This window comes from Nocardioides nitrophenolicus (assembly GCF_016907515.1).
Lineage (GTDB): Bacteria > Actinomycetota > Actinomycetes > Propionibacteriales > Nocardioidaceae > Nocardioides > Nocardioides nitrophenolicus.
Genome location: NZ_JAFBBY010000001.1, coordinates 4,509,617 through 4,535,950, shown reverse-complemented (window position 1 = coordinate 4,535,950; position 26,334 = coordinate 4,509,617). Strand labels below are relative to the sequence as shown.

The window sequence follows — 26,334 nt, the reverse complement described above, 5'->3', positions numbered from 1 at the left end:
CTACACAACAATAGGCGACTATTGCGAAATCCGTATTGGGTATAATTTTTGACAATCGCCCGCGCGCTCAGCCCCGGACCAGCACCCGCTGCTGAGGCGCGAGCCGCGAGGCCGGGGCGGAGAGCGCCCGCAGGTGGATGTTCTGGAGCAGCCCGACGGCGAGCATGCCGGCGAACATCGAGGAGCCGCCGTAGGACACGAAGGGCAGGGGCACGCCGGTCACCGGCATGATGCCGAGACACATGCCGATGTTCTGGAATGCCTGGAAGCCGAACCAGCAGGCGATGCCGGCCGCGGCGATCCGGCCGAAGACGTCGTCGGTGCGGGTCGCGATCCGCAGCGCGCGCCACAGCACGACGCCGAGCAGGGCCACGATCAACGCGGCGCCGACCAGGCCGAGCTCCTCGCCGGCGACGGTGAACACGAAGTCGGTGTGCTGCTCGGGGACGAAGCCGGACTGGGTCTGCGAGCCGTGGAACAGGCCCTGCCCGAACAGGCCGCCGTTGCCGACCGCGATCCGCGCCTGCTCGACGTTGTAGCCGGCGCCCTTCGGGTCGAGCGCGGGGTTGGTGAACGCGAGGAAGCGGTCGACCTGGTACTCCTTGAGCATCCCGCTCGACACCGCGACGACCGCGGCGAGCACGCCGCCGCCGGCGAGCAGCGCCAGCCACCGTCGGTGGGCGCCGGACGCGGCGATCACGCCGAACACGGTGGCGGTGAGGACCAGCATGGTGCCGAGGTCCGGCTGGGCGAGGATCAGCACGGCGGGGACGCCGGCGACCAGCAGCATGAGCAGCACGTCGGAGGTGCCGACCCGGTCGCGCCAGCGGCCCTCGCTGCGCTCCGCGACGACCAGCGCCATGCCGACCACGACGGCCAGCTTGGCCAGCTCGGAGGGCTGGAAGGACATCCCGCCGAGGATCAGCCACGAGCGCGAGCCGTTGATGGTCGAGCCCATGACCAGCACGAGCAGCAGCCCGGCGATCGCGAGCAGGTAGCCGATCGGGGCCAGGATCCGCACCCAGCGGTGGTCGGTCACCACCACCAGCAGCATCAGCCCGAGCCCGAGCACGACGTTGACGACCTGCTTGACGAGGAACGCGCGGGTGTCGCCGCCGGTGAGGTCGTCGCGCTCGAGCGTCGCCGACCAGATCAGCAGGCAGCCGAGCAGCGAGAGCACCAGCACCGCGCCGAGCAGGACCAGGTCGAGATCGGCCCACTGGAGGCGGCCGACCCGCCGGGACGCCGTCGTACGCCGGGTGCTGGCCTGGATCCGGTTGCTCATCACTCCCCCTCGGACCGCGCGGGCGGCAGGATCGAGCCGTCGTCGCTGAACGTGGGCAGCTGGGCCGGCGGGGTGACGCCGGGGATGGCCGCCTTGCCGGAGCTGACCTGGTCGCCGTCGACGCCGTACAGCGCCTCCCAGATCGCCCGGATCCCCTCACCGGTCGAGCCCGAGCCGGTGCCGCCCTGGCTCATCATCATCACCACGACGTAGTCCTTGGTGTACGACGCCACCCAGCCGGTCGACTGCTTGCCGTAGACCTCGGCGGAGCCGGTCTTGGCCCGGATCTTGACCTGGTCCAGCGGGAAGCCCTGGAGCTTCCAGCTCATGGTGCCGCGGCTCGCGACACCCTGGAGCGCCTCGTCGAGGTAGCCGAGCACCGAGGCCGGGATCTTGAGCTTGCGCTCCTTCTTCGGCTCGATCTCGCGGATCACCTTGCCGTCGGGCGACACGATCGCCTTGCCGATCCGCGGCTCCCACAGGGTGCCGCCGTTGGAGATGGCGGCGTACCCGCGAGCCAGCTGCAGCGGGGTCACGATGGTGTCGCCCTGGCCGATCGCGAAGTTCGCGGCGTCGGTGATCTTGTACTTCCAGCCCTCGACGCAGAACTCGCGGGCGAACTTGTAGACGAAGTCGGAGGTCTTGGTGTCCTGCGGCTTCTTCGCGATGCCGCAGTAGTAGCCCTTCATCGACTCGTAGTACTTGCGCTTCCACTTGCGGTCCGCGACCCGGCCGGACGCCTCGCCCGGCAGGTCGACGCCGGTGCGCTCGCCGAAGCCGAACCGCTCGGCCTGCTCGACCAGCGGGTCCTTGGCGTCGGCGTCGTCGGGGTCGGAGCCCAGCGTCTGCCAGAAGTGCATGCCGACCTGGAAGAAGAAGGTGTTGCAGGAGACCTCGAGCGCGCGGGCGAAGGTGATCGGTCCGTACGCCGCCGACTCGTGGTTGTGGAAGGCGCGGTTGCCGATCTGGACCGCCGAGGAGCACGGAAGGACCGTCGACGGGGAGTACCCGTGGGTCAGCGCGCCCACGGTCATGAACGGCTTCCAGGTCGAGCCCGGCGCGAACTGGCCCTGGAAGGCGCGCGCCAGCAGCGGCGTCCCGGCCGCCTCGGAGTAGAGGTGCTCGAGCTGCTTGTCGGTGATCCCGCCGACCCACACCGAGGGGTCGTACGTCGGCTGGCTGGCCATCGCCACGATCCGGCCGGTCTTCGCCTCCAGCACCACGGCCGCGCCCGAGTCGGCCTCGAAGTTGCGCTTGGTCACCGGGTCGCGGGTCTGGCGCTGCTTGGCGATCATCGCCGCGAGCTGCTCCTCGACGACGCGCTGCACCTTCGCGTCGATCGAGGTGACCAGGGTGTCGCCGGGCTGGGCCTCCAGGTCGGAGACGTCCTGGCGGACCCGGCCCTTGGAGTCGACCGCCACCTGCTGGTAGCCGGGCTGCCCGCGCAGCCACTCGTCGTACTCCTTCTCGACGCCGGCCCGGCCGACCACCGACGCGCCGTTGACCGAGCTGTCGCCGGTGTCCTCGGCGGACTCGAGCTCGTCCTTGGTGATCGGGCTGAGGTAGCCGAGCACGTGGGCGGCGTTGATGCCGTACGGCGAGGGGTACTCTCGCACGCTCTGCCGGTCGACCACCACGCCGGGGAAGTCCTCGGGCTGCTCGAGGATCCGCAGCGCCGCGCCCTCCTTGACGTCCTGCGCGATCGGGACCGGCTGGTACGGCGAGCCGTTCCAGCACTGGCCGGCCACCGCGCCACTGTCGCCACACAGCAGCAGCTTGGCCTCGATCTTGGCGACCTTGACGCCGATCGCGTCGGAGGTGCGCGCCAGCAGCTCGGCGCGGTCGGCCGCCGACATCCGGCCGATCAGGGTGCGGTCGACCGAGACCACCCAGGTGAGCCGGTTGGTCACCAGCGGGCGGCCCATCGCGTCGACGATCAGCCCGCGCTGGGGCTGCACCACGATCTCGCGGACCGACTGCGACGCGGCCTTGCCCTGGTAGCGCTCGCCCGAGACGACCTGCAGGTAGTAGAGCCGGACGCCGAGGGTGGCGAGCAGGGAGAAGACCAGCGTCTGGATGACGATCAGGCGCAGCCGGCTGCGGTGGGAGGCGGCTGCGGTCACGCGCGCGCCCGGATCCGCTGGGAGGGACGCGGCAGGCCGTCGCGGGTGGCACGGTCGAAGACCCACAGCGTAGCGGGTACGACGACCAGCGCGGCCACCACGTCGAGCACCAGCGCGACCAGCGCGACCTGCAGCGCGTCGCCGATCCCGGCACCCGAGTCGCGCAGCAGCAGCCCGGTGAGCGCGAAGACCGAGGTGCCGACGAAGGAGCCGCCGGCCGCGGCGGCCAGCGCGAGCGGCAGCGGCGGGCGGCGGACGCCCTCGCGGGCGAACCTGCTTCCGGCGCCGACGTCGCCGGCGTTGTCGTGGACCAGGCGGCCCACGACGTACCCGACGATCATCAGGGCCAGCGCCCAGCGCCCGGCGAGATGGTCGGCGGGCGGCGCGATGTCGAGCAGCAGGCCGGCCCAGAAGCCGGTCAGCGTCGCGAACCGGGTGTCGGTGGCGACGGCGGTGGCGACCACGACGAGCAGCACCAGCCCGGGAACGACGCCGAGGCCGCCGACCTCCCAGGCGAAGTGCGGCAGCACCGTCACCTGCAGCAGCAGGGCGGCGAAGACGGCGACGAGGGTGGCGACGAGGCGGCCGCGACGGTTCATGGGCGCAGACTCCCGTCGGCCTCGATGGTGGCGTTGGGCGTGCCGGACGGCACCACGACTCCGACCAGGTCGAGCGCGGTGAAGTCGACCGCGGGGGTGATGACGGCGCGGTACGACGTCTCCCGCAGGGACTCGTAGACCTTGCCGACGGTGCCGATCGGCACCCCGGCGACGTACGGCGAGCCGCCCTCGCTGCCCCACGTGAAGACCGGCTGGCCCATCTTCGGGACGACGTTGTGGTCGGCGAGCTCCAGCTCCAGGCGGTCGTCGGTGCCGAGCGTGCCGTGCCCGCTGACGAAGCCGAGCTCGCTGTTGTCGCCGATCCGGCCGCCCACCCGCGAGCTGTCGTCGACGATGAGCAGCACGGTGGCGGTGTGGGCGGTCACCGAGGTGATCCGGCCGACCAGGCCCTGGGCGGCCACCACCGTCATGTCGGCGCGCAGGCCGGCGTCGGAGCCGGCGTCGAGGGTGACCGTGCTGGAGAAGGACTGGGCCGAGCCGATCGCGATCACCCGGGCCGGCACCAGGGCATAGCCGATGTCGCCGGCGACGGCGCGCAGGCCCTCGAGCTCGGCGAGACGCCGGTCGTCGTAGCCGGCCTTGGCGAGCCGCGTGCGCAGGTCGGCGTTCTCGGCCTCGAGCCGGCTGACGTCGTCGCGCAGCCCGCCGTTGGTGCGCAGCGCGCCCGGCAGGTCGACGAGCGGGCGGACGACGGTCGACACACCGGCCTGGACCGGGCCGACGACCTCACCGACCACCCGGCGGACCGGGTCGAGCGGCGAGCTGTCGCCCCCCGCCTTGTCGACCACCATCAGCGCGGCGCAGGCGAGGACGAGAGCCACCACCAGCGAGCGGGCGGGACGACCGGAGTCGCGCTCGGGGTCGCGGGAGGTGCCGGTCCGGCGTACGGTGCTCGGCCGGGTCGGCCGGGTCGACGGGGGTCGGGTGTCGAGGGCCATCGCTCAGAACCGCCGCTGGTTGGTGACCAGCACCTGCTGGAGGGCCTCGAACTCCTCGACGCAGCGGCCGGCGCCCATCGCGACCGAGACCAGCGGGTCCTCGGCGACGTGCACCGGCATGCCGGTCTCGTGACGGATCCGCTCGTCGAGGCCACGCAGCAGCGCTCCCCCACCGGTGAGCACGATGCCGCGGTCCATGATGTCGCCCGCCAGCTCGGGCGGGGTCTGGTCCAGGGTGACCCGGACCGCGTCGACGATGGCGTGCAGCGGCTCCTCGAGCGCGTGGCGCACGTCGGCGCTGGTCACCTCGACCGTGCGCGGCAGCCCGGTGACCATGTCGCGGCCACGGACCTCGCCCTGCGGCTCGCCGGGGCGCGGGAACGCCGAGCCGAGGGTGATCTTGACGTCCTCGGCGGTGCGCTCGCCGAGCATCACGCCGTGCTCCTTCTTCATCCACGCGATGATCGCGGCGTCGAGGTCGTCGCCGGCCGTGCGGATGGAGAGGGAGGTGACGATGCCGCCGAGCGAGATGACGGCGACCTCCGTCGTACCGCCGCCGACGTCGACGATCATGTTGCCGGTCGCCTCGTGCACCGGCAGCCCGGCGCCGATCGCGGCGGCCATCGGCTCCTCCACGACGTACACGCGGCGGGCGCCGGCCTGGTAGCCGGCCTCCTTGACCGCACGCTGCTCGACCGGCGTGATCGAGCTCGGGACGCAGATGACCATCCGCGGCTTGGCGAAGTAGCGCCGGCGGTGCACGCGCGCGATGAAGTGGCGCAGCATCTGCTCGGTCGCCTCGAAGTCCGCGATCACCCCGTCGCGCAGGGGACGCAGCGCGGTGATGCTGTCCGGCGTACGGCCCAGCATCTGCTTGGCCTGGTGCCCGACCGCGATCACCTCGCCGGTGCCGTCGTTGAGCGCCACCACGCTCGGCTCGTCGAGCAGGACGCCCCGGCCGCGGACGTAGACGAGCGTGTTGGCGGTACCGAGGTCCACGGCCATGTCGCGGCCGATGATGGAGTTCGCCCTCACGCTTCCTCGCAAGACGTCACCGGACCGGCCGAGCGGCAGGTCCGTCCGTGCGCGTCGGGGAAGCCGGCCGATGGAGCGCCGGGGAGACTGCCGAGCGCACGATCCGACGGTCTCCGCTTGCGAGCGTAAGGAACGTCGGCGGCTCAGCCGCGCAGGCACGCCGGTGCGGCGCGCCGGGTCTCAGGAGTCACAGGGGTCACACTGGGCGGGCAAAACTGTCACTTGTCGGGCGTTGCAATGGCCGACAAGTGCCGGAATCGCCGGTCGACCGGCGATTCCTGCAGCCGCCCGCCGCCAGCTCAGCCGAGCCCGGGAAACCAGAGCCCGATCTCCCGCTCCGCCGACTCAGGCGAGTCCGACCCGTGCACCAGGTTCTCCCGGTTGGACAGCGACAGGTCGCCCCGGATCGTGCCGGGGGCGGCCTTGCGGCCGTCGGTGGCGCCGTTGAGCGCGCGGACCACCTCGATCGCCTCGTCGCCCTCGAGCACCAGCGCCACCAGCGGGCCGCTGGTCACGAAGGTGCGCAGCGGCGGGTAGAAGTCGCGCTCGACGTGCTCGGCGTAGTGGGCGTCGGCCGTCTCCGCGTCGATGTGGCGGTGCTCCATGGCGACGATGCGCAGCCCCTTGGCCTCGAACCGGGCCAGCACGTTGCCGACCAGGCCACGGCGGACCGTGTCGGGCTTGAGCAGGACGAGAGTGCGTTGGGTCACGGCGGTGACCTTAGTACGTTCGGCGGATGGGCCGACCATGGGATCCGGGCGCACCACGCGTGGTGACGCTGCCGTCCGGCCGCTCGGTCCGGGGTCGCGGCCTGCGCCGTCCGCTGCCCGACGGCCCGCCCCCGGAGTTCGCGCTCACCCTCCTCGGGCGCCGGCCCGCATCGGCCCCGTGGCCCGGGCGCTGGGTGCGCTGGCCGGACTTCCGGCTGCCGGCCGACCCCGCCGACCTGCGCGCGGCACTCCAGGACGCCCTCGCCCGGGCCGCGACCGAGCGGGTCGAGATCGCGTGCGCGGGCGGGCGTGGGCGCACCGGGACCGCGCTTGCCTGCCTCGCGGTGCTGGACGGCGTACCTCCCGGTGACGCGGTGGCCTGGATCCGGGGGCGGTACGACGCCCGCGCGGTCGAGACGCCCTTCCAGGCCCGGTTCGTGCGCCGGTTCAGCCCCGGTCCAGGGAGCGCGCGATGACCTTGTTGGCCGAGCGCTGGAAGCCGCGCACGATCGCGTCGAGGGTGAGCCGGCGCAGGGTGCCGATGGTGGCCTCGAGCTGCTCGGCGTCGGCGCGCGAGTGGCGGTCGCTGCCCCGGCGCCAGGGCTCGACGACCTCGTCGCGCAGGACGACGGTCAGCTCCTCGGCGAGGGCCGACATGTGGCGCTCGATGGCGTCGCCGGCGGCGCGCATGCCGGCGACGGGGATGTCGACCTGGAGCAGCTGGACCGCGACGTCGAAGCCGTGGACCGGGCTGTAGCGCACCGAGCCGCGCTCGTCGGTGGCGACGCGGAGCAGGCCGAACTCCTCGATCAGGGTCACCTCGTCGTCGCTCAGTCGGCGACCGGCGTGCTGGTCGAGCTGGCGGCGGGTGAGCTCCTGGGGCTCCCCCACCGTCCACGAGGTCAGCATCGCGCGTTGGACGGCGAGGTCCTCGACGCCGGCGTCGGCGGGCAGCGAGGCGAGGTACTTCTCGATCGCCTGGAGGGTGAAGCCGTGGCCCTGCAGCGCGCGGATCATCTCCAGGCGCGCGAGGTGGGTGTCGTCGTACCAGGCCATCCGGCCGCGCCGCGCGGGCGGCGGGAGCAGACCGAGGCTGGCGTAGTAGCGGGTGGTCCGCACGGTCAGGCCCGCGGCGGCTGCCAGCTCGTCGACGGTGCGCAGCGAGCCGCCGTCGTCGGCCTGGGGTGCCGAGTCCACCCCCGCAACAGAACTCATGACTGTCACAGTACGACTGTCATTTCGCCGATGCAACGCGGGGATTCTGGAAAGGGTTGACGTGCGTCACATCGGCGTGGACAGTACGTGTGTGACAGTTCTACTGTCATTGTGCCCCCTCCGAGCCCGTACGACGACAGGAGCGCCATGCCCGCCGACAGCGCCTCGCGGGTCCTCCCGGCCCTCGGCCGGCCGCTGGCGGAGGTCGTCGCGCTGCTCGGGTTCACCCGCCGGGTGCTCACCGCCGCGCTCGACGCGGTCGCGGGGCGCCGGTTCCCGGTGGCGGAGACCGTGGTGCAGACCTGGTACGCGATCCGGGTCTGCACGCTGCCCGCGCTGGCGGTCTCGGTCCCGTTCGGCATCATCCTGGCCCTCCAGGTCGGCGTGCTCGCCCAGGAGGTGGGCGCGGTCGCGTTCACCGGCGCCGGCAACACCCTGGCGGTGGTCCGCCAGGCCTCTCCCCTGATCACCGCGCTGATGCTCTCGGGCGTCGCCGGGTCCGCGATCTGCGCCGACCTCGGCTCGCGCCGGATCCGCGAGGAGATCGACGCGATGGAGGTGATGGGCCTCTCCGTGCTCGAGCGCCTGGTCGTGCCGCGGATGTTCGCGATCGTCGCGGTCGCGGTGCTGCTCAACGGCGTGGTCATGTTCTTCACGATCATCACCACGCTGAGCGTGAGCGTCGTGCTCCAGGACCTGCCGCCCGGCAGCTATCTCGCCTCGGTCACGACACTGGCCCAGCTCTCCGACCTGTGGCTGTCGCTGGCCAAGGCCGCGATCTTCGCGGTGATCTGCGCCCTGGTGGCGTCGTACAAGGGACTGCGCGCCGAGCGCGGCCCCACCGGCGTCGGCGAGGCGGTCACCAGCGCGGTGGTCACGAACTTCGTGCTGCTCTTCGCCGCGAACTTCGTGATCTCCCAGGTCTACAGCACCTTCGCCGGGGGCCCCATCGGATGAGCCACTCCACGATCGAGCGGACCGTCGACCGGGCGGTCGTCGGGCCACTGGCCGGCATCGGCCTGCAGCTGGTGCTGGCCTGGCGGGCGGTCGTGGCGCTCCCGATCGCGCTCACCCGCTACCGCGGCGAGATCCAGCGGGTGCTCGCCGAGGTGACCCTCGGCTCCGGCATCTTCCTCGTCGGCGGCGGCGTGGTCGGCGTGGTGCTGCTGCTCTCGACGCTGACCGGCACCGAGGTCGGCCTCGAGGGCTACCAGGGCCTCGACGTGATCGGCCTGGCCCCGCTCACCGGCTTCATCTCCGGCTACGCCAACACCCGCGAGCTCGCGCCCATGGTCGCCGCCCTCGGCTTCGCGGCGCGGATCGGCTGCGGCTTCACCTCCCGGCTGGGCGCGATGCGGATCAGCGAGGAGATCGACGCGCTGGAGTCGATGGCGATCCGCCCGATCCCCTATCTCGTCTCGACCCGGCTGGTCGCCGCGTGGATCGTGGTGCTGCCGCTCTACCTGATCGGACTGGTCGGCACCTACGTCGCCACGGACCTGATGGTCACCACCTTCTACGGCCAGTCGGCCGGCACCTACGACCACTACTTCCGTACCTTCGTCGCGCCCATCGACGTCATCTACTCGGCGATCAAGGTGGTCGTGCTGACCACGGTCGTCACCCTCGTCCACTGCTACCACGGCTTCACCGCCACCGGCGGTCCCGAGGGCGTCGGCCGCGCGACCGGCCGCGCGATCCGGGCCAGCATCATCTCCCTCACCGTCGTCGACATCCTGCTGACGCTGCTCCTGTGGGGCGCGGACCAGCAGGTGCAGATCTCGGGGTGAGCGGGTGAGCGAGTTCCTGTTCGCCCACACCAAGGCCGACCCGCGTGTCCTGCGGCTGCGACTGGCCGCGGTCGGCGTCCTCGGCCTCCTGCTGCTCGGCGCGCTGACCGGCGTGCTCGGCCTGCAGACCCTCGGCGTCGTCAGCGGCGACGTCCGGGTCACCGTGCGGCTGCCCACCGTCGGCGACACCCTCGGGATCAACTCCGACGTCAAGTACGACGGCCTGCGGGTCGGCCGCGTGGTCGAGGTCGACCCCGCGGGCCCCAGCGCCCAGGTGCTGGTCGCGCCGGAGCACGCCGCGCTCATCCCCGCGAGCGTGGCCGCGCGGGTGCTGCCGGGGACCCTCTTCGGCAACGAGTACGTCGACCTGGTGAGCGGCGAGTCCGCGGCCACCGCGACCGCGCACCTGCGGCCGGGCGCCGTCGTACCCGCCGACACCTCGACGGCGACGCTGCGGCTGATGGACACCTTCTCCGCCACCCAGCGGCTGCTGGCGGCCGTCGACCCGGCGCAGTGGGACGTCGCGCTCTCCCAGCTCGCCGACGCCCTCGACGGGCGCGGCGCCCGGATCGCGGAGCTGGTGCGCGACGGCAACGCCTTCCTGGGCCGCTGGGCCGAGCTCCACCCCCAGGTGCGCCAGGATCTCGACCTGCTCGCCCAGGACGCCGACCTCGCGGCCGACGTCGAGCCGCGGCTGGTCGCCGCGCTGCGCGACACCCGGCCGCTGGCCCGCACCTTCGTCCGGCGGCACGTGGAGATCTCGCGGCTGCTGGCCGACCTGCCCGACCTGCTCGACGGCGAGACCGGCGTCACGACCTTCCTGCGCGACAACGGCGCGGCCACCGCCCGGCTGCTCAACGCCAGCGCCGCCACCCTGGAGGTGTTCGCCGAGCGCTATCCCGCGTTCGCGGAGCTGCTGCGCAAGGTGCCGGTGCTGCTGCGCAACGGCGCCCACGCCGTGAAGGACGGCCGGATCCAGATGGAGGGCGTGCTGGCGCCCCAGCTGCTCGACCCGTACGACGCCACCGACCCGAAGGACTGTCCCACCTATCGCGGGCTCACCGGCCCCTGCGGAGGCACCCGATGAGCCGCCAGCTCAGCGAGCTGCGCCGGCACCGCGGCGCGGTGCTCGGCGTGGCCGTCTTCGCCCTGGTCGCGGTGGTGCTCACCAGCATGGTCGCCGGCACCCTGTCCCGAGCCCAGCGCGGCGACGCGATCACCGTCACCGCGGTGTTCCGCGACGCCACCGGCCTGCGCGCGGGCGACGACGTCCGGATCGCCGGGGTCCGGGTCGGGCGGGTGACCGCGACCCGGCTCGGCACCGGCGACGAGCGCGGGCTGGCGGTGGTGACCATGAGCGTGCGGGCCGACCGGTCGCTCCACGACGACGTGACCGCGTCGGTCGACTACCTCAACCTGATGGGCCAGCGCTACGTCGCCCTGGCCCGGCCCGACCGCGCCGCCGAGGCCGGGCGGCTCGCCGACGGCGCGCGGATCCCGCTCGCCCGCACGCGTCCGGCGCTCGACCTGACCGCGATGTTCAACGCCTTCCGCCCGATCTTCGACCTGCTGCAGCCCGCCGACATCAACCAGCTCGCGACCAATGTCGTCGAGGTGCTGCAGGGCCAGGGGCCCACGATGGCGCACCTGCTGGACCAGACGGCGCGGCTCACCTCCGGGCTCGTGGACCGCGACGCCACCCTCGCGAAGGTCGTCGACAACGTCACCCTGGTCCTCGAGACCACCGACGAGCACCGCACCGAGATCACCCGCCTCGTCGACGGGCTGGCCTCGCTCACCGGCGGCCTCGCCCGCGACCGCGACCGGATCGCGACCAGCCTCGACTCGATCGCCCGGCTCTCGGCCACCACGGCCGACCTGGTCGGCGAGGTCAGCGGCCCGGCCGTCGACGTGGCCGGCCTGAGCGCCCCGTGGTTCCGCTATCTCGCCCAGCGCCGCGACCTGCTCGTGCAGACCGGCGCCGCGGTCCCCCAGCAGCTCGACACCTACCTGCGCACCCTCGGCTACGGCAGCTACCTCAACGTCTACGTGTGCACCCTCGCCGCGGGCGGCGCCGGGGTGCCCGCCACGCTCGACCTCGGGGTCACCGGCGACCGGCACTCGAAGAGGTGCCGCTGATGAGCGCCGTGCTCGGACGTCTCGCCTGGCCGCTGCGCCTGGTCGCCGCCCTGGTCGTGCTCGGCCTGCTGCTGCTCGGCGTGCGCGCGCTGGCCGGCGACCCGGCGTACCACGCGCGCCTGCGGCACGCCGCGGGACTCGAGCCGGGCGACGACGTCCGGATGGCGGGCCTGCGGATCGGCGAGGTCATCGCCGTCACCGCGGACCGCGACCAGGTCGACGTCCGGTTCCGCCTGACCGGCTCCCCCGCCGACCTCGGCGTCACCGAGGACAGCGCGGTGCAGGTCAAGCTGCTCTCCATCCTCGGCGAGCGCTTCCTCTCGCTGGCTCCGGGCACGGGCGCGCCGCTCGGCGACGACAGCACGATCGCGGTCGCGCACGCCGTCGACAGCTACACCATCGAGCGGTTCTGGCTGGAGTCCACGCCCCAGGTCGAGGCGCTCGACCTGGACCGCGTGCGGCAGGCGGTCGGCGTCCTGGCCACCGATGCCGCGATCGACCCGGCCGCGCTGCGCGACGCCCTCGACGGGATCGCCGGGGTGTCGGCGCTCGCCCAGGACCGCGAGCACCAGCTCGACGCGCTGCTCGCCTCGATCCGCAAGGTCACCGACCTGGTGCTCGCCCAGACCGGCCAGCTCGACCGGGTCCTCGCCGACGGCACCACGGTGCTGCTGATGGTGCGGCAGCGCGAGGACACGCTGCGGGCACTGCTCGCCGACGCGCGCCGCTTCGTCACCGGGCTCACCGCGCTGGTCCGCGCCACCGCGCCCCAGCTGAAGCCGGCGCTGCGCGACCTGCGCACGGTGTTGAAGGTCCTCGACGAGCACCGCGCGAAGCTCGACCGGACCATGGAGCTGGCCGGACCCACCATGCGGGTCTTCACCAATGCGACCGGCGACGGACCGTGGCTCGGGGTCAACGCACCCTGGGCGATCGTCCCCGACGACCTGGTCTGCTCGATCACGCCGGAGGACTGCAAGTGAACCGGCAGAAGATCCTCACCGTGGCCGGCGCCGTCGTCGTGCTGGCCCTCGTCCTGTCCGGCGCCCGGCTGCTCGGCTGGCTCGGCGGCGACGACCCCGACGAGCTGGTGGTGACCGCCGACTTCGCCGACACGACGGGCGTCTACGTCGGCAACGACGTCACCTACCTCGGCGTGAAGGTCGGCGAGATCGTCCGGATCGAGCCACGGGGCGCGACCATGCGGGTGGTGATGCACCTCGCGCCCGGCACCCGGGTCCCCCGCGACGCTGGCGCCGAGATCCTGCAGGGCTCCCTCGTCACCGACCGGTACGTCGAGCTCGGCCCGGCCTGGACCGACGGACCCACCCTCGCGTCGGGCGCCCACATCGCCGCCGACCACACCCGGGCGCCGGCGACCGTCGACGAGATCGCGAAGGCGATCGACGACCTGGTGCTCGCCCTCGACGGCGGCCCCGACGGGTCCGGCGTCGGCGGCAAGGGGCTCGGCGACGTGCTCGCCGCGACGGCCAGGACGCTCGACGGCAACGGGCCGCACCTGCGGGCCGCGCTCGCCGAGAGCCGCGACGCGCTGGCGATGCTCAACGCCAAGGACGGCGACCTCACCGCCGTCACCGACCGCCTGGTCGCTCTCGTCGGCACCCTCGCCGAGCGGGACGCGTCGATCCGCGACTTCACCACCGCGGCAGCCGACACCGGGGACCTCCTCGCCGACCAGCGCGAGGAGCTGGTCGCGACCCTCGACGGCCTCGACGACCTGACCCGGCTCGCCAACCGCTTCCTGAAGCAGAACGGCGACGTCCTCGGCGAGGACCTGAAGGGCCTCGCCGACGTCGTCGCACTGGTCCGCACCCGCCAGGACTCGCTGGAGGAGGCCTTCGACACCATGCCGACGATGGCCGAGAACTTCGCGCGCGCCTACGACTGGGACCTGGGCCGGCTGCGCGTGCAGTTCGCGTTCAGCGCCGGCCCCTTCGCGGCGGCCTTCCGCGACCACTCCTGCCGGGTCTTCGCGCAGGCACTGGCCGGCGACACCGGCACCCGGATCTGCGGCCTGCTCTTCACCGGGCAGGGCACCGGGCTGCTCGACCCGATCCTCGACGGCGTCTACGACGGCCTGCCGGGAGGGATCCCGTGACCGGCCTCCGGCGCGCACTCGCCGCGCTCACCCTCCTCGCCGGCGCACTGACCGCCGGTTGCGGACTGACCCTCGAGGACGTGCCGCTGCCCGGCCTGGTCGACGGCCCGACGTACGCGCTCACCGTCGAGTTCGACGACGCGCTCAACCTGCCCGTCGACGCGCCGGTGAAGCTCGACGGCGCCACCGTCGGCCAGGTCACCGCGGTCGAGGCCGGTGACTACGTCGCCGAGGTGGAGCTCGCGCTGTCGACCTCGGTCACCCTGCGCGACTCCTCACGGGCCGAGATCCGGCTCACCTCACCCATGGGGACGGCCTTCGTGCAGCTCTTCCCCGGTGAGACCGGCGGCGTGCTCGCCGACGGCGCGACCCTGCCCGTCTCCGCGACCGGCAGTGCGCCCGACGTGACCGACCTGCTCAGCGCGCTGTCGACGGTCGTGACCGGCGGCAGCTTCGCCGACATCTCCACGATCATCGACCAGCTCAACGTCGCGCTGACCGGCAACGCCGGCGACGTCCGCCGTCTCCTGCGTCGCCTCGACACCGCCGTCACCGACCTGAACGCCGACTTCCCGCGGGTGGACCGGCTGACCGCCTCCCTGGACCGGCTGACGACCCGGCTGGCCGGCGACCTGCCCGAGATCACCCGGTCCCTCACCACACTGAGCGACCTGATCGGCACCTTCGACCAGCAGCGCGAGCAGCTGGTCGCCGCGATGGAGTCGCTGAGCCGCTTCGACGCCGTCGCCACGCCGCTGACGCGGGCGGTGCGGGCGGACCTGGTCGCCCAGCTGAAGGACATGGCGCCGGTGGTTCGCACCCTGCTCGCCGGTCGCGACGACATCGACGGCGTGATGGCGGGCCTGGTGGCCTTCGCCGAGGGCAGCGACCGGGCCGCGCCGGGCGACTTCGCCAACTTCGACCTCACCTTCCTGCTCGACCTGAAGGCACTGACCGCGACGGGAGCCGCCCCGTGAGCCGCCGGCCCGTCGAGGCGGTCGCCGCCAGCGCCCGGATGTGGCGGCGCCGGATCCGGGTCGCCCAGTCGCTGATCCTGGTGATCCTGGTCGGTGGCGTCGTCTACGTCGCCGACACCGTCGTGGGCGGCTCGCTCTTCCGGCACCCCTACGCCGTCAGCGTCGAGTTGCCGCAGGCCGCCGGGCTGCACGAGGGCTCGGTGGTCACCTACCGCGGCCAGCGGATCGGCGAGGTCACCGAGGTCCGGCTCAGCGCGAAGCCCGGCGTCGGCGTGGTGGCCCGGCTCGAGATCGAGTCCGGGGTGCGGGTGCCGCGCGACAGCGCGATGGAGGTCCGCAACCTGTCCGCCGTGGGCGAGCAGTACCTCGACGTGCGCCCCACGACCGACCAGGGTCCCTTCCTCGCCGACGGCGCGACCGTGCCCGTGTCGGCCACCAGCGTGCCGCTCGCCGTCCCCGACGTGCTGGCCCACGCCCAGCGGCTGATGTCGCACCTCGACGTCGCCGACGTGCGGACCATCGCCACCGAGACCGCCGCGATCTTCGGCGACGGCGAGCAGGACGTCGACCTGCGCTCGCTCGCGATCGAGCTGGAGAGCGCGTTCGCGATGCTCCGCCGGCTGGAGCCGGACCTGACCGAGCTGGCGAAGCAGGCGCGGACGCCGCTGACCACGGTCGCCGACCTCTCCCCCGAGATCCGCCGGCTCTCCGCCGACCTCGAGGCCGTCGCCCGGTCGCTCGCGGAGGCGACGCCCGCGATCCGCGACACCGTCACGACCGCGATCGACCTGATGCCGCGCCTGGAGCGCTGGTGGCGGGCCGCAGCGCCCGCGCTGCGCCGGATGCTGCGGGCCGGCGTCCCCCTCACCGAGATGGCCGCCACGCACCTGCGCGGCCTGCAGCACTGGCTGGACTGGGCGCCGGTCCAGGCCGACGTGATGGCCGGCAGCACCCGCGACGGCAGCGGCCGCGTCGTGCTCGTGCCGCGGGTGCTCAAGAACTGCGTCTACGACCGCAGCGTCCAGCGCGACATCCAGGACACCAGCCGTCGCGAGCCGCGCACCGACGTGCGCTGCACCGATCCGCCGAAGGGCACCCAGGGCCGCGGCTCCGCCGAGGTCCCGCAGCAGTAGTCACCCCCACCGAGAGGAACCACGATGAGCACCGACACCCTGACGGTCCGCGCCGAGATCGAGCAGGAGATCGCCGGCCTCACCCTGCCCGTCGCCCTGGCCCGCACCGTCGCGGCCGAGGGCGACCGGCCGGCGTACTCCGACAAGGTCGGGATCGACCTGTCCGCCGGGTACGCGCCCGGCTGGCGGACGGTCGGCTGGACCGAGCTGCGCGAGCAGGCCCTCGACGTGGCCGGCGCGCTGATGGCCGCGGGCGTCGCGGCAGGCGACCGGGTGGCGCTGATGGCGGCCAACCGGATCGAGCACGTCGTCGCCGACCTCGGCGCCGTCCACGCCGCCGGAGTGTCGATGTCGGTCTACAACACGCTCTCGCCCGACCAGGTCGCCTACGTCGCGGGGCATGCCGAGCCGGCCGTCGTCGTTCTGGAGAGCGCCGACCACCTGGCCCGCTGGGAGCGGGCGCTGGCCGAGTCCTCGGCGATCCGCACCGTCGTGCTCATCGACGCCGAGGCCCCGGCGGGCGACGACCGCTTCGTCGGCTGGACCGACTTCGTGGCCGCCGGCGCCGCGTGGCGCGCGGAGCACGCCGCCGAGCTCGACGCGCGCACCGCGGGCATCTCCCCCGACGACCCGCTGACCATCCTCTACACCTCCGGCACCACCGGGAACCCGAAGGGCGTCGTGCTCACCCACCACGCCGTGCTCTACGAGTGCGCCTGCTCGCTGCGGGTCGCCGCGCCCACCCAGCACAACGACTTCATCTCCTACCTGCCGTTCGCGCACATCGCCGAGCGCACTCTCGGCATGTACATCCCGCAGGTCAACGGCGCCCACATCCACCTGATCGCCGACCCCGCGCTGCTGCTCGGCGCGCTCGGCGAGGTGCACCCGACGCGCTTCTTCGGCGTACCGCGGGTCTGGGAGAAGATCAAGACCGGCATCTCCGCCAAGCTCGCCGCCGAGCCCGACGCCGAGAAGCGGGCCCAGGTCGAGGGCGCGCTCGCCATCGGCCTGGAGTACGTCGAGGCGCTGCAGTCCGGCGGCGAGGTCTCCCCCGAGCTCGCGGCCAGGTTCCAGGCCGCCGACGCGGGCCTGCTGTCCTTCCTGCGCGCCCTGCTCGGCCTGGACCGCTGCGAATGGGCGGCGTCCGCGGCCGCACCCATGCCGCTGGAGGTGGCGCGCTTCTTCGCCGGCCTCGGCATGCGCATCTACGACGTCTACGGCATGACCGAGACCTGTGCCGCGGTCACCGCCTGCGGCCCCGACCAGTTCCGGCTCGGCACCGTCGGCAAGGCGCTGCCCGGCATCGAGATCGCCCTCGCCGAGGACGGCGAGATCCTGGCCCGCGGGCCGGTCGCGTCGCAGGGCTACTACAAGCAGGAGGACGCCACCGCCGCGCTGATCGACGCCGACGGCTGGGTGCACACCGGCGACATCGGCGAGCTCGACGAGGACGGCTTCCTCAAGGTCGTCGACCGGAAGAAGGAGATGATCATCACCTCCTCCGGCAAGAACATCGCGCCCTCCAACATCGAGAACTACCTCAAGGAGAGCCCGATCGTCGGCCACGCGCTGGTCTTCGGCGAGGGCCGGCCGTACGTCGTCGCGGTGCTCACCCTCGACGCCGAGATCGCCCCGCTGGTCGGCGCGCAGCTCGGCATCCCCGCCGGCACCTCGCTCGCCGAGCTGGCCCAGCACCCGGCCCTGCTCGCGGTCGCCCAGCAGGCCGTCGACGCCGCCAACGAGCGGCTCTCACGGCCCGAGCAGGTCAAGGCCTGGGAGCTGCTCCCGGTCGAGTGGACCGCCGAGTCCGAGGAGCTCACCCCGACCCTCAAGCTGAAGCGGCGGGTCGTCCACGCCAAGTACGCCGACGTCCTGGAGCGGCTCTACGCCTGACCACGCTCTCCTCGTCGTACCGGACGAGATGGTCGTGAATCCGCCCGATCCGCAGCCATTTCGTCCGGTACGACGAGAGAGCCCGACCCCTCAGAAGGTGACCGCGACCTTGCCGGCCCCTCGCGACGGGTCGCCGGCCAGGTCGAACGCCTCGGCGATGTCGGACAGCCCGAAGCGGTGGGTGATCATCGTCGGCGCGTCGGCGGGCTCGGCGGCGACCAGGTCGACCGCCTCGGCGAACGACGACAGGCCCGGCTCCAGCTGGGCGTTCCAGGTCATCTCGATGCTCGCCCGGCGGCGGAAGACGTCGCGCAGCGGCCAGGTCGCCGGCCCGTCGTCCTCGTAGAGCCCGAACAGGCCGACCCGGCCCTCGTCGCGCACCATCCGCATCGCCTGGTGCCGGGTCGCGTCGGTGCCGGCGGCCTCGATCGCGAGCTCCACGCCCACGCCGTCGGTCAGCGCGTCGACCACCTCGACGACGTCCTCGCCGGGCGCGTGCACCACCCGGGTGGCGCCGTACGCCGTCGCGGTGGCCAGCCGTGCCGGGGACAGGTCGCTCACGATCACGCGCTCGAAGCCCGCGCGGCGCAGCAGCTGGACGAACGCCAACCCGGCCGGCCCGGTGCCGACCACCGCGGCCGTGCGCGGCTCGGCGACGGCGGGCAGCCGCACCGACGGCCAGAACCGCTTCATCGCGAACACGGCGGTGCCGAGCTGCTGGGCCAGGACCAGCCGCTCGGGCGCAGCACCCTCGGGCAGCGGGACGACGGCCGAGGGCGGCAGCACCTGGAGGTCGGCGAAGCAGGCCGCGATCGCGGCGGGTGGGGTGCACAGGACCCGCGTGCCCACAGCCAGAACGGGCGAACGGCTCTCCACGACGACGCCGACCGACTCGTGGCCGGGGCCACCCGGGAGGCCGTTGCCGCCCTCGCCCGCGACGTGGAGGTCGGAGCCGCAGATGGCGGCGACCTCGGTCCGGATCAGCAGCTCCCCGGCCCCCGGCGTCGGGTCCGGCGCATCGACCACCTCGAGCCGGCCGGGCCCGGTGACCAGCGCGGCCCTCACCGCGCACCCTCCAGTCGCTGCTGGCCGATCCGCGCCACCAGCACCCGGCGCTGCACCTGGCCGGTCGCGGCCGTCCGCGGGATCTCCGGTACGCCGACCACCAGCCGCGGGTGCTTGTGCCGGGCCAGCCGCCCGTCGAGCATCCGGCGGACGGTCTCGACATCGGGCGGCGGGGCGCCGTCCCCGCCGGCGAGCACCGCCAGGCAGATCACCTCGCCCCACCGGTCGTCGGGCACCCCGACCACGGCGTAGTCGGCGCAGCCCGGCAGGCCGCGCAGCGCGGCCTCGACCTCGGTCGGCCACACCGTCTCGCCGCCGCTGCGGATCAGCTCGCTCACCCGGCCGGTGATGGTGAGGTAGCCGTCCTCATCGAGCTCGCCGACGTCGCCGGAGTGGTAGACGCCGTCGACCAGCACCCGGGCCGTCTCCTCGGGCCGGTCCAGGTAGCCGGTCATCAAGGTGGGCGAGGCGACCCGGATCTCGCCGTCCTCGGCCGTCCACAGCACCCCGGGCGGGGTGGCCAGGCCGACGCTCCCGGGATGGCTGTCGAGGTGGGCGTGGGCGTCGTGCAGGCGCGCCATCGAGCCGGCCTCGGTGGTGCCGTAGAGGACGGTCGTGGTCGCCCGCGGCACCCGGGTCCGGATCCGCTCCAGCAGGGTCGGCGAGACCCGCGAGGTCCCGGTGTCGGCGTGCAGCAGGGAGCCGAGGTCCGCCGGGACGTCGGTGGCGTCGAGCACCCGCTCCCACACGGCGGGGATCGCGTAGAACGCCGAGGCCCGCCAGCGCTCGACCGCGGTCAGCAGCTCGACCGGGTCGGCGCGGTGCACCAGGTGGATCGCGCGCCCGTTCTGCCAGGCCTCCATCACGTAGTGCCAGCCGCCGTAGTGGAACAGCGGGAAGCCGGTCACCAGCCCGCCCCGGCCGCGCATCGCCCGGCCGAAGGTCCCGCCGCCCGCCGCGGAGCGCAGCCAGCTCGCGCGGTGGCTGACCAGGGCGCCCTTCGGGCGTCCGGTGCTGCCGCTGGTCAGGTAGAGGATGTGCGGCGCCGTGTCGTCGACAGGCACGTCGAGCGGTGCCGCCGCGAGCCGGGCGCACAGCGCGTCGAGGTCCGCACCCGGCACGGTGCCGTCGGCGTCGATGACCGCGAGCGGGAGCTCCCGCTCCCGCGCGACCTGCTCGGCCTCGTCGAGGTGGTCGAGGTCGGTGACGAGCAGGCGCGGCGCGACGTAGTCGAGGACGCCGGCCAGCTCGGCCGGGGGCAGCGCGGGGTTGAGCGGCGCGAAGATCGCGCCGATCCGGCCGGCGCCGAGGAAGCCGTCGAGCGCGCGCAGCGAGGGCGCCGCCCACCAGCCGACGATGTCACCGGCGCCGACGCCCAGCGTCGCGAACGCCCGGGCGGCGCGGTTGCCGCCGTCGTCGAGCTCGGCGAAGCTCACCACGCGCAGGCCGAGGGTGGCGGCGGGCGCGGTGGGCCGGACCCGGGCGAACCGGGCGACGGTGCTGGCGATGTCGAGGGTCACGAGAGCTCCATCTGTGCGGGGTTGATCGCGTCGTACCTGCTCTTGTGCTGGGTGATGTCCATCGCCTCGTGGATGGCGCCCAGTCCCCGCACGGTATGCGTCAGGAGGGCCTCCGGGTCGACCAGGTTCCGTTGGACGAGTCCGAAGCAGTGCTCGAAAACGGTCGCGGCCGAGGCGTAGTCGCCGGCCCCCGAGCGTGGGTGGACCAGGGTCACCGACCGGCTGCGCAGCAGGCCCGTGGGCAGTGGCGCGTGGGCGTCGAGCACCGACACCATCGCGATCCGGCCGCCGCGTCGTACCGCCTGCGCGGCCAGCTCGACGGTGCTCAGCCCGGCCAGCCCGAGGTCGGCACTGCCGCCCGCGGTCTCCACGACCACGTCGAAGCCGATCCCGTCGGTGAGCTCGTCCACCGCCGCGAGCACGTCGCCGCCGGCGGCGATCAGCGCGTCGGCGCCGAACCTCCTGCCGAGCTCGAGCTTGCGCGGGCTGTGCGTGGAGAGCGCCACCAGTCCCGCGTTGCCGTGCCGCGCGACCGCGACGCCCAGCAGGCCCATCACGCCACCGCCGAGGACGAGCACCGACTCCCCCGGCCGTACGTCGAGCGCCGCGTGTGCGTGGACCGCGCCGGCCAGCGGCTGGATCGCCGCCGCGGCCGCGAAGGACACCTCGTCCGGCACCGCCACCACGGCGGAGGCGGGGACGACCAGCCGCTCGGCCAGCGCGCCCGGCCGGGTGAAGCCGATGATCGACGGCGCGACGCAGGCGCTCGGCCAGGCCCGCCGGCAGGCCGCGCAGGTCCCACACGGCAGGGTCTCGACCGCGGTCACCCGCTGCCCGACGCGCGGGCCGCGGACCGCCGCGCCCACCTCGGCGACGACGCCGGCGAACTCGTGCCCGCCGAACTGCACCGGCCCGGCCGCCACCCGACGGGCGAGCTGGTCGCCGAGGGCGACGTCCGCACCGGCCATCAGCATGCACTCGGTGACGCTGAGCTGGACCCGGCGCACCTCGATCACCACCTCGTCGGGTCCGCACACCGGGTCCGGGACCTCGGCGACGTCCACGACGAAGCCCGGCTTCACCACCACTGCCTGCACCAGCGACTCCTCCTCGATCTCCCGTGGTCCGGGTGCCCCGCACCAAGCAAGGGCTTGTGTAACGCACGTCACGGTGATTCAATCACGCTCACTGAATTTTGAATACAAAGTTCAATATTCGAAATCGAGCCAGCTTCTCGGGACGGACAACCGAAAGGTCCACCACAGTGATGCGAGCCAGAGTGACGATCGCCGGCCTCCTGAGCCTCACCCTCGGTGCGGCGCTCACCGGCTGCGGAGGGTCCTCCGCCGGTGACGACGGCGCGGACGCGGTCGTGATCGGCCTCGTCTGCGATACGACGGGCCCGGGCGCGGGCTACGCGACGCCCGCCTGCACGGCGACCAAGGCCACCATCGACCAGGTCAACGCCGACGGCGGGATCGACGGCAAGAAGATCAAGGTCGTCCAGGGCAACGACGAGAGCGACCCGACCAAGACGCCCACCGTGATCCAGAAGCTGGTCAGCCAGGGCGCGGACGCGCTGATCATGCTGACCAGCAGCGCCGGCGTGCTCCAGGCCAAGTCGCTGATCGAGCGCACCAAGATCCCGGTGTTCATGTCGGTGGCGGCCAACCCGCTGGTCACCGAGCCGCCGAGCAACACCTACCTCTACCAGCTCGGCACCCCGACCTCGGACTGGGCGACGGTCTACTGCGAGGCCTTCGCCTCGCTCGGCGCGAAGAAGGTCGCCTTCCTGCAGGACAGCTCCCCGTCCCAGGTGCAGTTCAACCAGGGCCTCATCGACGGCCTCGACTGCGTCGACCTCGAGGTGGTCAACGGCGCCATCGACGCCACGGACCTGAGCCCCGAGGTCGCCAAGATCGAGAAGGCGGGCGCCGACGCGGTGCTGGTCGCCACCCAGAACGCCAACTTCGACGTGCTCGCCCAGAACACCCTGCACCAGCAGCTCCCCGGCGTCCCGCGGTTCACCGAGCTGCTGCTGAGCTCGCTCCCGTCGGCCTGGAAGCAGGCGCAGCCGGGCGCGCTGGAGGGACTGGTCGGCCTGGCCGGTACCACCGACACCAACCCGAAGACCGTCGAGGTGGCGAAGCTCTTCGCCGAGACCGAGGGCGCCGACTTCCAGGTCAACAACTTCTGGACCCAGTCCTACGACGCCGTGCAGCTGCTCAAGCAGGCCGTCGAGGACGCCGGCAGCACCGACGGCACCGAGGTCAACGACGCGCTGCAGCAGATCACCGACTACGAGGCCGCGTCGGGCTACCCGGGCTTCACGCTGTCCTTCGGCAAGGACAAGCACCTCGGCGCCGACGGGATCTGCGGCCTGGTGCTCGTCCAGTGGGGCGCCGACAACACGCTCACCGGGCCCTGGTCGGAGTACGAGCCGGACTGCGCGGCATGACGAACCCGCAGCTGTGGATCGCCGTGGTCGAGAACGGGTGCTTCTTCGCCCTTCTCGGCCTGGCGTTCTACTTCAACCTGACCGGAGCCGGCTTCTTCAACTTCGCGATCGGCGCGATAGCCATGGCGTCCGCCTTCGTCGGGAGCTGGCTGGTGACCGAGCACGGGCTGAGCCGGCCGCTCGCGGGGCTGGTCGGCGTGCTCGGCGCCATCCTGATCGGGGCGGTGATGGAGCTCGCGGTGGTGCGGCCGGTCCAGGCCCGCGGCGAGGGCGAGCTCTCGGCCCTGGTCGCGGTCGGGGCCAGCCTGTTCGCGATCATCCAGCTCTGCGGGCTCTTCCTCGGCCACGAGGCGCGGCCCGGGCAGCCGGTGTGGACCACCCCCCCGTTCTCACTGGGCTCGGCACGGATCGGCTCGACCGTCGTCCCGCTGGTCGCGATCACCGCGGTCCTGTTCACCGCGGCGTATCTCGCCCTCCAGCACACCCGGCTCGGCCGGCTCACCCGGGCGATCGGCAACGACACCGAGGCGGCGCGGGTGCTCGGCCTGCCGATCAACACCGCCCGACTGCTGTCCTTCGCCGCGGCCGGCCTGATCGCCGCCCTGGCCGGCATCACCTTCGCCGGCCGCAGCGGGGTCAGCCCCGACAACGCGCTGCACTGGACGATCACCGGCTTCCTGGCGCTGGTCATCGGCGGCACCGGCACCGTGTGGGCGCCCCTGCTCGGCGGTGCCCTGCTGGCGCTGGCCAATGTCTTCATCCCCTTCTACTTCGGAGGTGACGTGCTCGCCTACGGCCTGGTCGTGGTGGCCCTGCTCTTCTTCGCCTTCCGCCCCGAAGGCGTCTTCGCTCCGCGGGTGCGGGTATGAGCGCCCGGATCCAGAGTGCCGCCGGCATCCTCGGCCTCGCGCTCCTGGTGCTGTGGGCCGGCGAGGACCTGTACCGCAGCAGCCTGCTGGTCACGATGCTCACCTACGCCCTGATCGCGCTCGGGATGTACGTCCCGTTCGTGCTGGCCGGGTCGCTCTCCCTGTCCTACAGCGCCTACGCCGCCACCGGCGGGTACGCCGTCGCGATCGGCTCGGCCCACGCCGGCTGGCCGCTGTGGCTGGGGATGCTCGTCGCCCCGCCGGTCGCGGCCGCGATCGCGGTGGTGCTGGGCGCCGCCACCATCCGGCTGTCCGGCTTCTACCTGGGCGCCGTGACCCTGCTCTTCGCGGAGGCGTTCATCCAGCTGCTCGGCAACCTCGACGTCACCGGCGGCCCGAGCGGCATCATCGGCCTGCCGCTGCTGTCCTTCGGCGGCTGGGAGCCCTCGCCGTTCCAGGTGGTGCTGATGGCGACCGTGCTCACCGGCCTGCTCGCCTTCGCCCTCGACCGGCTGCGTCGCAGCCCGTGGGGCGTGGTGGTCCGCGCGTCGCGCGAGGTGCCGATCGCGGTCGACACCGCCGGGGTCTCGGTCTCGCTGCTCAACCTGGTCGCCCTCGGCGTCGGCGCCGCCATCGCCTCGCTGGGCGGCGCGCTCTTCACGGCGTACGTCGGCGCGGTCAACCCGGAGACGTTCAGCGTGAACGTGATCTTCCTGGCGGTCTTCATGCCGCTGATCGGCGGCATCGGCAGCCCGTGGGGCGCGGTGCTCGGCGCCGTGATCGTGGTGGACCTGACCCTCAACGTCGACGCGCTGTCCTCGAGCGGGACCCTGCTGGTCTCGCTGAGCGTGCTCGTCATCCTCGTGCTCTTCCCGCGCGGTGTGCTCGGCTTCGCCGGCACCCTCGGCCGCGCCGGGACGGCACTGCTCACCAAGCGAGGTGTCCGCGCATGACGACCGACGACCTGCTGCTGAGCGGCACCGGCCTGCGCAAGAGCTACGGCGGCGTGCACGCCGTGAGCGACGTCGCACTGCGGCTGCGGGCCGGCGAGGTGCTCGGCCTGATCGGTCCGAACGGCGCCGGGAAGACCACCCTGGTCGACCTGGTCACCGGCGCCCAGGACGCCGACGGCGGGGAGCTGCTGGTCCGCGGCGAGCCGCTGCGCGGCGGCGCCGCCGCGCGGGCGGCGCAGGGGCTGGCCCGGACCTTCCAGCATCCGCAGCTCGCGCACGACCTCACCGTCGCCGACAACCTGCTGCTCGGCGCCTTCGCCGCCCGGCACCGCGGCCTGGTCCCCCTGCTCACCGGCCTGGTCCGCGGCATCCTCCGGCCGCGGTCCGCGGCCGACCGCGCGTTGGCCGAGCGGCTCGCCGAGGAGGTCGGCCTGGCCGGCCTGGACCGCACGGCGGGCGACCTCACCCTCGGTGAGCAGCGGCTGGTCGAGGTGGGTCGCGCCCTCGGCGCCGATCCCTGCGTGCTGCTCCTCGACGAGCCGTTCGCCGGGGCCGACGCCCACGGCGTCGCCGGCATCACCCGGGTGATCGAGCTGCTCCGCGGCCGCGGCCACGGCGTGATCCTGGTCGACCACAACGTCGACCTGGTCACCGGCCTGGCCGACCGCGTGCTGCTCATGGAGCGCGGCCGGCTGGCCTTCGAGGGCAGTCCGCGGGAGTGCCTCGCCAGCCCGGAGATGCAGCGCGTCTACTTCGGCACCACACCGGAAGGGGTTCCCTCATGACCCGGCTCGACCTCGACGGCCTCACCGTGCGGTACGGCGGCGCGCTCGCCGTCGACGGCCTCTCCCTCTCCGTCCCGGCCGGCCAGGTCACCGCGCTGGTCGGCCCGAACGGCGCCGGAAAGAGCAGTGCCGTGCTCGGGGCGTGCGGCACCGTGCGCGCGAGCGGAGAGGTGCGGCTGGGCGGCGAGCGGATCGACGGCTGGTCCCCCGGCCGTCGTACCCGGGGCGGGCTGGCGCTGGTCCCGCAGGGCCGCCAGCTGTTCTCCCGGCTCACCGTGCGCGAGAACCTGCTGATCGGCGCCGACCAGCTGCGGCTGCCGGCCCGCTCGGTCACTGCCGCCGAGGAGCGCTTCCCCATCCTCGGCGAGCGCCGCGGCAGCCTCGCCGGCGTGCTGAGTGGCGGCGAGCAGCAGATGCTCGCGGTGGCCCGGGCGCTGATGGGCTCGCCCCAGGTGCTGCTCCTCGACGAGCTGGTGACCGGCCTGGCGCCGCTCATCGTCCAGCAGCTCGCGACCACCGTGCGCGAGCTGGCCGACGCGGGCCTCGCCGTCCTGGTGGCGGCCCCGGACCTGGTGGGCCTGCGCGAGGTCGTGGACCGCGGCTACGTGATGGTGCGCGGCCGCGCGGTCGCCGAGGTGGACGGTGGGCACCGGCCGCTGCAGGCGGCGTACGAGCGCTCCCTGGGCCTGGTCGCTCCGGGCTGA

25 protein-coding genes are annotated in these 26,334 nt (G+C 73.3%); 15 read left to right on the top strand and 10 right to left on the bottom strand.

What is annotated here, in order from left to right; genetic code table 11:
• Positions 1-67: 67 nt before the first annotated feature.
• The 6 genes from rodA to ndk all read right to left on the bottom strand — a co-directional run bounded on the left by rodA (position 68) and on the right by ndk (position 6,711).
• Positions 68-1,285: a rod shape-determining protein RodA gene (gene rodA / locus JOD66_RS21835; protein ID WP_204838928.1), complete on the bottom strand. Its 1,218-nt coding sequence runs from the start codon at positions 1,283-1,285 to the stop codon at positions 68-70.
• Positions 1,285-3,408: a penicillin-binding protein 2 gene (mrdA, locus tag JOD66_RS21830; RefSeq protein ID WP_204838927.1), complete on the bottom strand. Its 2,124-nt coding sequence runs from the start codon at positions 3,406-3,408 to the stop codon at positions 1,285-1,287. Before mrdA ends, rodA begins: the two co-directional genes overlap by 1 nt.
• A complete protein-coding gene (gene mreD / locus JOD66_RS21825; protein WP_204838926.1) occupies positions 3,405-4,007 on the bottom strand; it encodes a rod shape-determining protein MreD in 603 nt (200 codons plus the stop codon). Before mreD ends, mrdA begins: the two co-directional genes overlap by 4 nt.
• On the bottom strand, positions 4,004-4,966 hold the full coding sequence (gene mreC / locus JOD66_RS21820) for a rod shape-determining protein MreC (protein ID WP_204838925.1): 963 nt from the start codon (positions 4,964-4,966) through the stop codon (positions 4,004-4,006). Before mreC ends, mreD begins: the two co-directional genes overlap by 4 nt.
• 3 nt (positions 4,967-4,969) lie before the next feature.
• Positions 4,970-6,001 carry a rod shape-determining protein gene (locus tag JOD66_RS21815; protein ID WP_307823652.1) on the bottom strand — a complete coding sequence of 344 codons (1,032 nt, stop codon included), beginning with the start codon at positions 5,999-6,001 and terminating at the stop codon, positions 4,970-4,972.
• A gap of 299 nt (positions 6,002-6,300) precedes the next feature.
• Complete coding sequence (gene ndk / locus JOD66_RS21810) at positions 6,301-6,711, bottom strand: nucleoside-diphosphate kinase (RefSeq protein WP_204838924.1); 411 nt, start codon at positions 6,709-6,711, stop codon at positions 6,301-6,303.
• Positions 6,712-6,737: 26 nt separating this feature from the next.
• Between ndk and JOD66_RS21805 the strand changes: the two genes are divergently transcribed.
• Positions 6,738-7,187 carry a protein-tyrosine phosphatase family protein gene (locus JOD66_RS21805; RefSeq protein ID WP_204838923.1) on the top strand — a complete coding sequence of 150 codons (450 nt, stop codon included), beginning with the start codon at positions 6,738-6,740 and terminating at the stop codon, positions 7,185-7,187.
• On the opposite strand, the gene JOD66_RS21800 is transcribed toward JOD66_RS21805, so the two are convergent.
• Positions 7,159-7,926 (bottom strand): MerR family transcriptional regulator, encoded by a 768-nt coding sequence (locus JOD66_RS21800; RefSeq protein WP_204838922.1) that lies wholly within the window; start codon positions 7,924-7,926, stop codon positions 7,159-7,161. The two genes, JOD66_RS21805 and JOD66_RS21800, sit on opposite strands and share 29 nt — an antisense overlap.
• Before the next feature lie 147 nt (positions 7,927-8,073).
• On the opposite strand from JOD66_RS21800, the gene JOD66_RS21795 reads away from it, so the two are divergent.
• The 9 genes from JOD66_RS21795 to JOD66_RS21755 are packed head-to-tail and all read left to right on the top strand — an operon-like array spanning position 8,074 to position 17,980.
• Positions 8,074-8,883, top strand: coding sequence for an MlaE family ABC transporter permease (locus JOD66_RS21795; protein ID WP_204838921.1), 810 nt, complete (start codon positions 8,074-8,076; stop codon positions 8,881-8,883).
• Positions 8,880-9,716 carry an MlaE family ABC transporter permease gene (locus JOD66_RS21790; RefSeq protein WP_204838920.1) on the top strand — a complete coding sequence of 279 codons (837 nt, stop codon included), beginning with the start codon at positions 8,880-8,882 and terminating at the stop codon, positions 9,714-9,716. The genes JOD66_RS21795 and JOD66_RS21790 overlap by 4 nt, the downstream gene beginning before the upstream one ends.
• A gap of 4 nt (positions 9,717-9,720) precedes the next feature.
• Positions 9,721-10,803, top strand: coding sequence for an MCE family protein (locus JOD66_RS21785; RefSeq protein WP_204838919.1), 1,083 nt, complete (start codon positions 9,721-9,723; stop codon positions 10,801-10,803).
• The gene (locus JOD66_RS21780; protein ID WP_204838918.1) at positions 10,800-11,855 is read left to right on the top strand and encodes an MCE family protein; all 1,056 of its coding nucleotides are present in this window, start codon (positions 10,800-10,802) and stop codon (positions 11,853-11,855) included. The genes JOD66_RS21785 and JOD66_RS21780 overlap by 4 nt, the downstream gene beginning before the upstream one ends.
• Entirely contained in the window at positions 11,855-12,838 is a 984-nt protein-coding gene (locus JOD66_RS21775; protein ID WP_204838917.1) for an MCE family protein, read from the top strand. The genes JOD66_RS21780 and JOD66_RS21775 overlap by 1 nt, the downstream gene beginning before the upstream one ends.
• Positions 12,835-13,974: an MCE family protein gene (locus tag JOD66_RS21770; RefSeq protein WP_204838916.1), complete on the top strand. Its 1,140-nt coding sequence runs from the start codon at positions 12,835-12,837 to the stop codon at positions 13,972-13,974. Before JOD66_RS21775 ends, JOD66_RS21770 begins: the two co-directional genes overlap by 4 nt.
• Positions 13,971-14,951: an MCE family protein gene (locus tag JOD66_RS21765; protein WP_204838915.1), complete on the top strand. Its 981-nt coding sequence runs from the start codon at positions 13,971-13,973 to the stop codon at positions 14,949-14,951. Before JOD66_RS21770 ends, JOD66_RS21765 begins: the two co-directional genes overlap by 4 nt.
• Positions 14,948-16,084, top strand: coding sequence for an MlaD family protein (locus JOD66_RS21760; protein ID WP_204838914.1), 1,137 nt, complete (start codon positions 14,948-14,950; stop codon positions 16,082-16,084). Before JOD66_RS21765 ends, JOD66_RS21760 begins: the two co-directional genes overlap by 4 nt.
• Before the next feature lie 24 nt (positions 16,085-16,108).
• Positions 16,109-17,980, top strand: coding sequence for an AMP-dependent synthetase/ligase (locus JOD66_RS21755; RefSeq protein WP_204838913.1), 1,872 nt, complete (start codon positions 16,109-16,111; stop codon positions 17,978-17,980).
• Between the two features lie 90 nt (positions 17,981-18,070).
• Here the strand turns inward: JOD66_RS21755 and JOD66_RS21750 are convergent, their stop codons facing one another.
• Genes JOD66_RS21750 through JOD66_RS21740 form a run of 3 tightly spaced genes read right to left on the bottom strand, consistent with a single transcriptional unit; the run spans position 18,071 to position 21,662 of the window.
• Positions 18,071-19,045: a zinc-dependent alcohol dehydrogenase gene (locus tag JOD66_RS21750; protein ID WP_204838912.1), complete on the bottom strand. Its 975-nt coding sequence runs from the start codon at positions 19,043-19,045 to the stop codon at positions 18,071-18,073.
• The gene (locus JOD66_RS21745; protein ID WP_204838911.1) at positions 19,042-20,565 is read right to left on the bottom strand and encodes a class I adenylate-forming enzyme family protein; all 1,524 of its coding nucleotides are present in this window, start codon (positions 20,563-20,565) and stop codon (positions 19,042-19,044) included. The genes JOD66_RS21750 and JOD66_RS21745 overlap by 4 nt, the downstream gene beginning before the upstream one ends.
• Entirely contained in the window at positions 20,562-21,662 is a 1,101-nt protein-coding gene (locus tag JOD66_RS21740; protein WP_204838910.1) for a zinc-dependent alcohol dehydrogenase, read from the bottom strand. Before JOD66_RS21740 ends, JOD66_RS21745 begins: the two co-directional genes overlap by 4 nt.
• Positions 21,663-21,844: 182 nt before the next feature.
• Here JOD66_RS21740 and JOD66_RS21735 point away from each other — a divergent pair, with 182 nt between their 5' ends.
• From JOD66_RS21735 to JOD66_RS21715, 5 genes are read left to right on the top strand one after another with little or no spacing between them, the layout of a single operon-like run.
• Positions 21,845-23,023 (top strand): ABC transporter substrate-binding protein, encoded by a 1,179-nt coding sequence (locus JOD66_RS21735; RefSeq protein WP_204838909.1) that lies wholly within the window; start codon positions 21,845-21,847, stop codon positions 23,021-23,023.
• Complete coding sequence (locus JOD66_RS21730) at positions 23,020-23,892, top strand: branched-chain amino acid ABC transporter permease (RefSeq protein WP_204838908.1); 873 nt, start codon at positions 23,020-23,022, stop codon at positions 23,890-23,892. Before JOD66_RS21735 ends, JOD66_RS21730 begins: the two co-directional genes overlap by 4 nt.
• A complete protein-coding gene (locus JOD66_RS21725) occupies positions 23,889-24,845 on the top strand; it encodes a branched-chain amino acid ABC transporter permease (RefSeq protein WP_204838907.1) in 957 nt (318 codons plus the stop codon). Before JOD66_RS21730 ends, JOD66_RS21725 begins: the two co-directional genes overlap by 4 nt.
• On the top strand, positions 24,842-25,630 hold the full coding sequence (locus tag JOD66_RS21720; RefSeq protein ID WP_204838906.1) for an ABC transporter ATP-binding protein: 789 nt from the start codon (positions 24,842-24,844) through the stop codon (positions 25,628-25,630). The genes JOD66_RS21725 and JOD66_RS21720 overlap by 4 nt, the downstream gene beginning before the upstream one ends.
• Positions 25,627-26,334 (top strand): ABC transporter ATP-binding protein, encoded by a 708-nt coding sequence (locus tag JOD66_RS21715; protein WP_204838905.1) that lies wholly within the window; start codon positions 25,627-25,629, stop codon positions 26,332-26,334. The genes JOD66_RS21720 and JOD66_RS21715 overlap by 4 nt, the downstream gene beginning before the upstream one ends.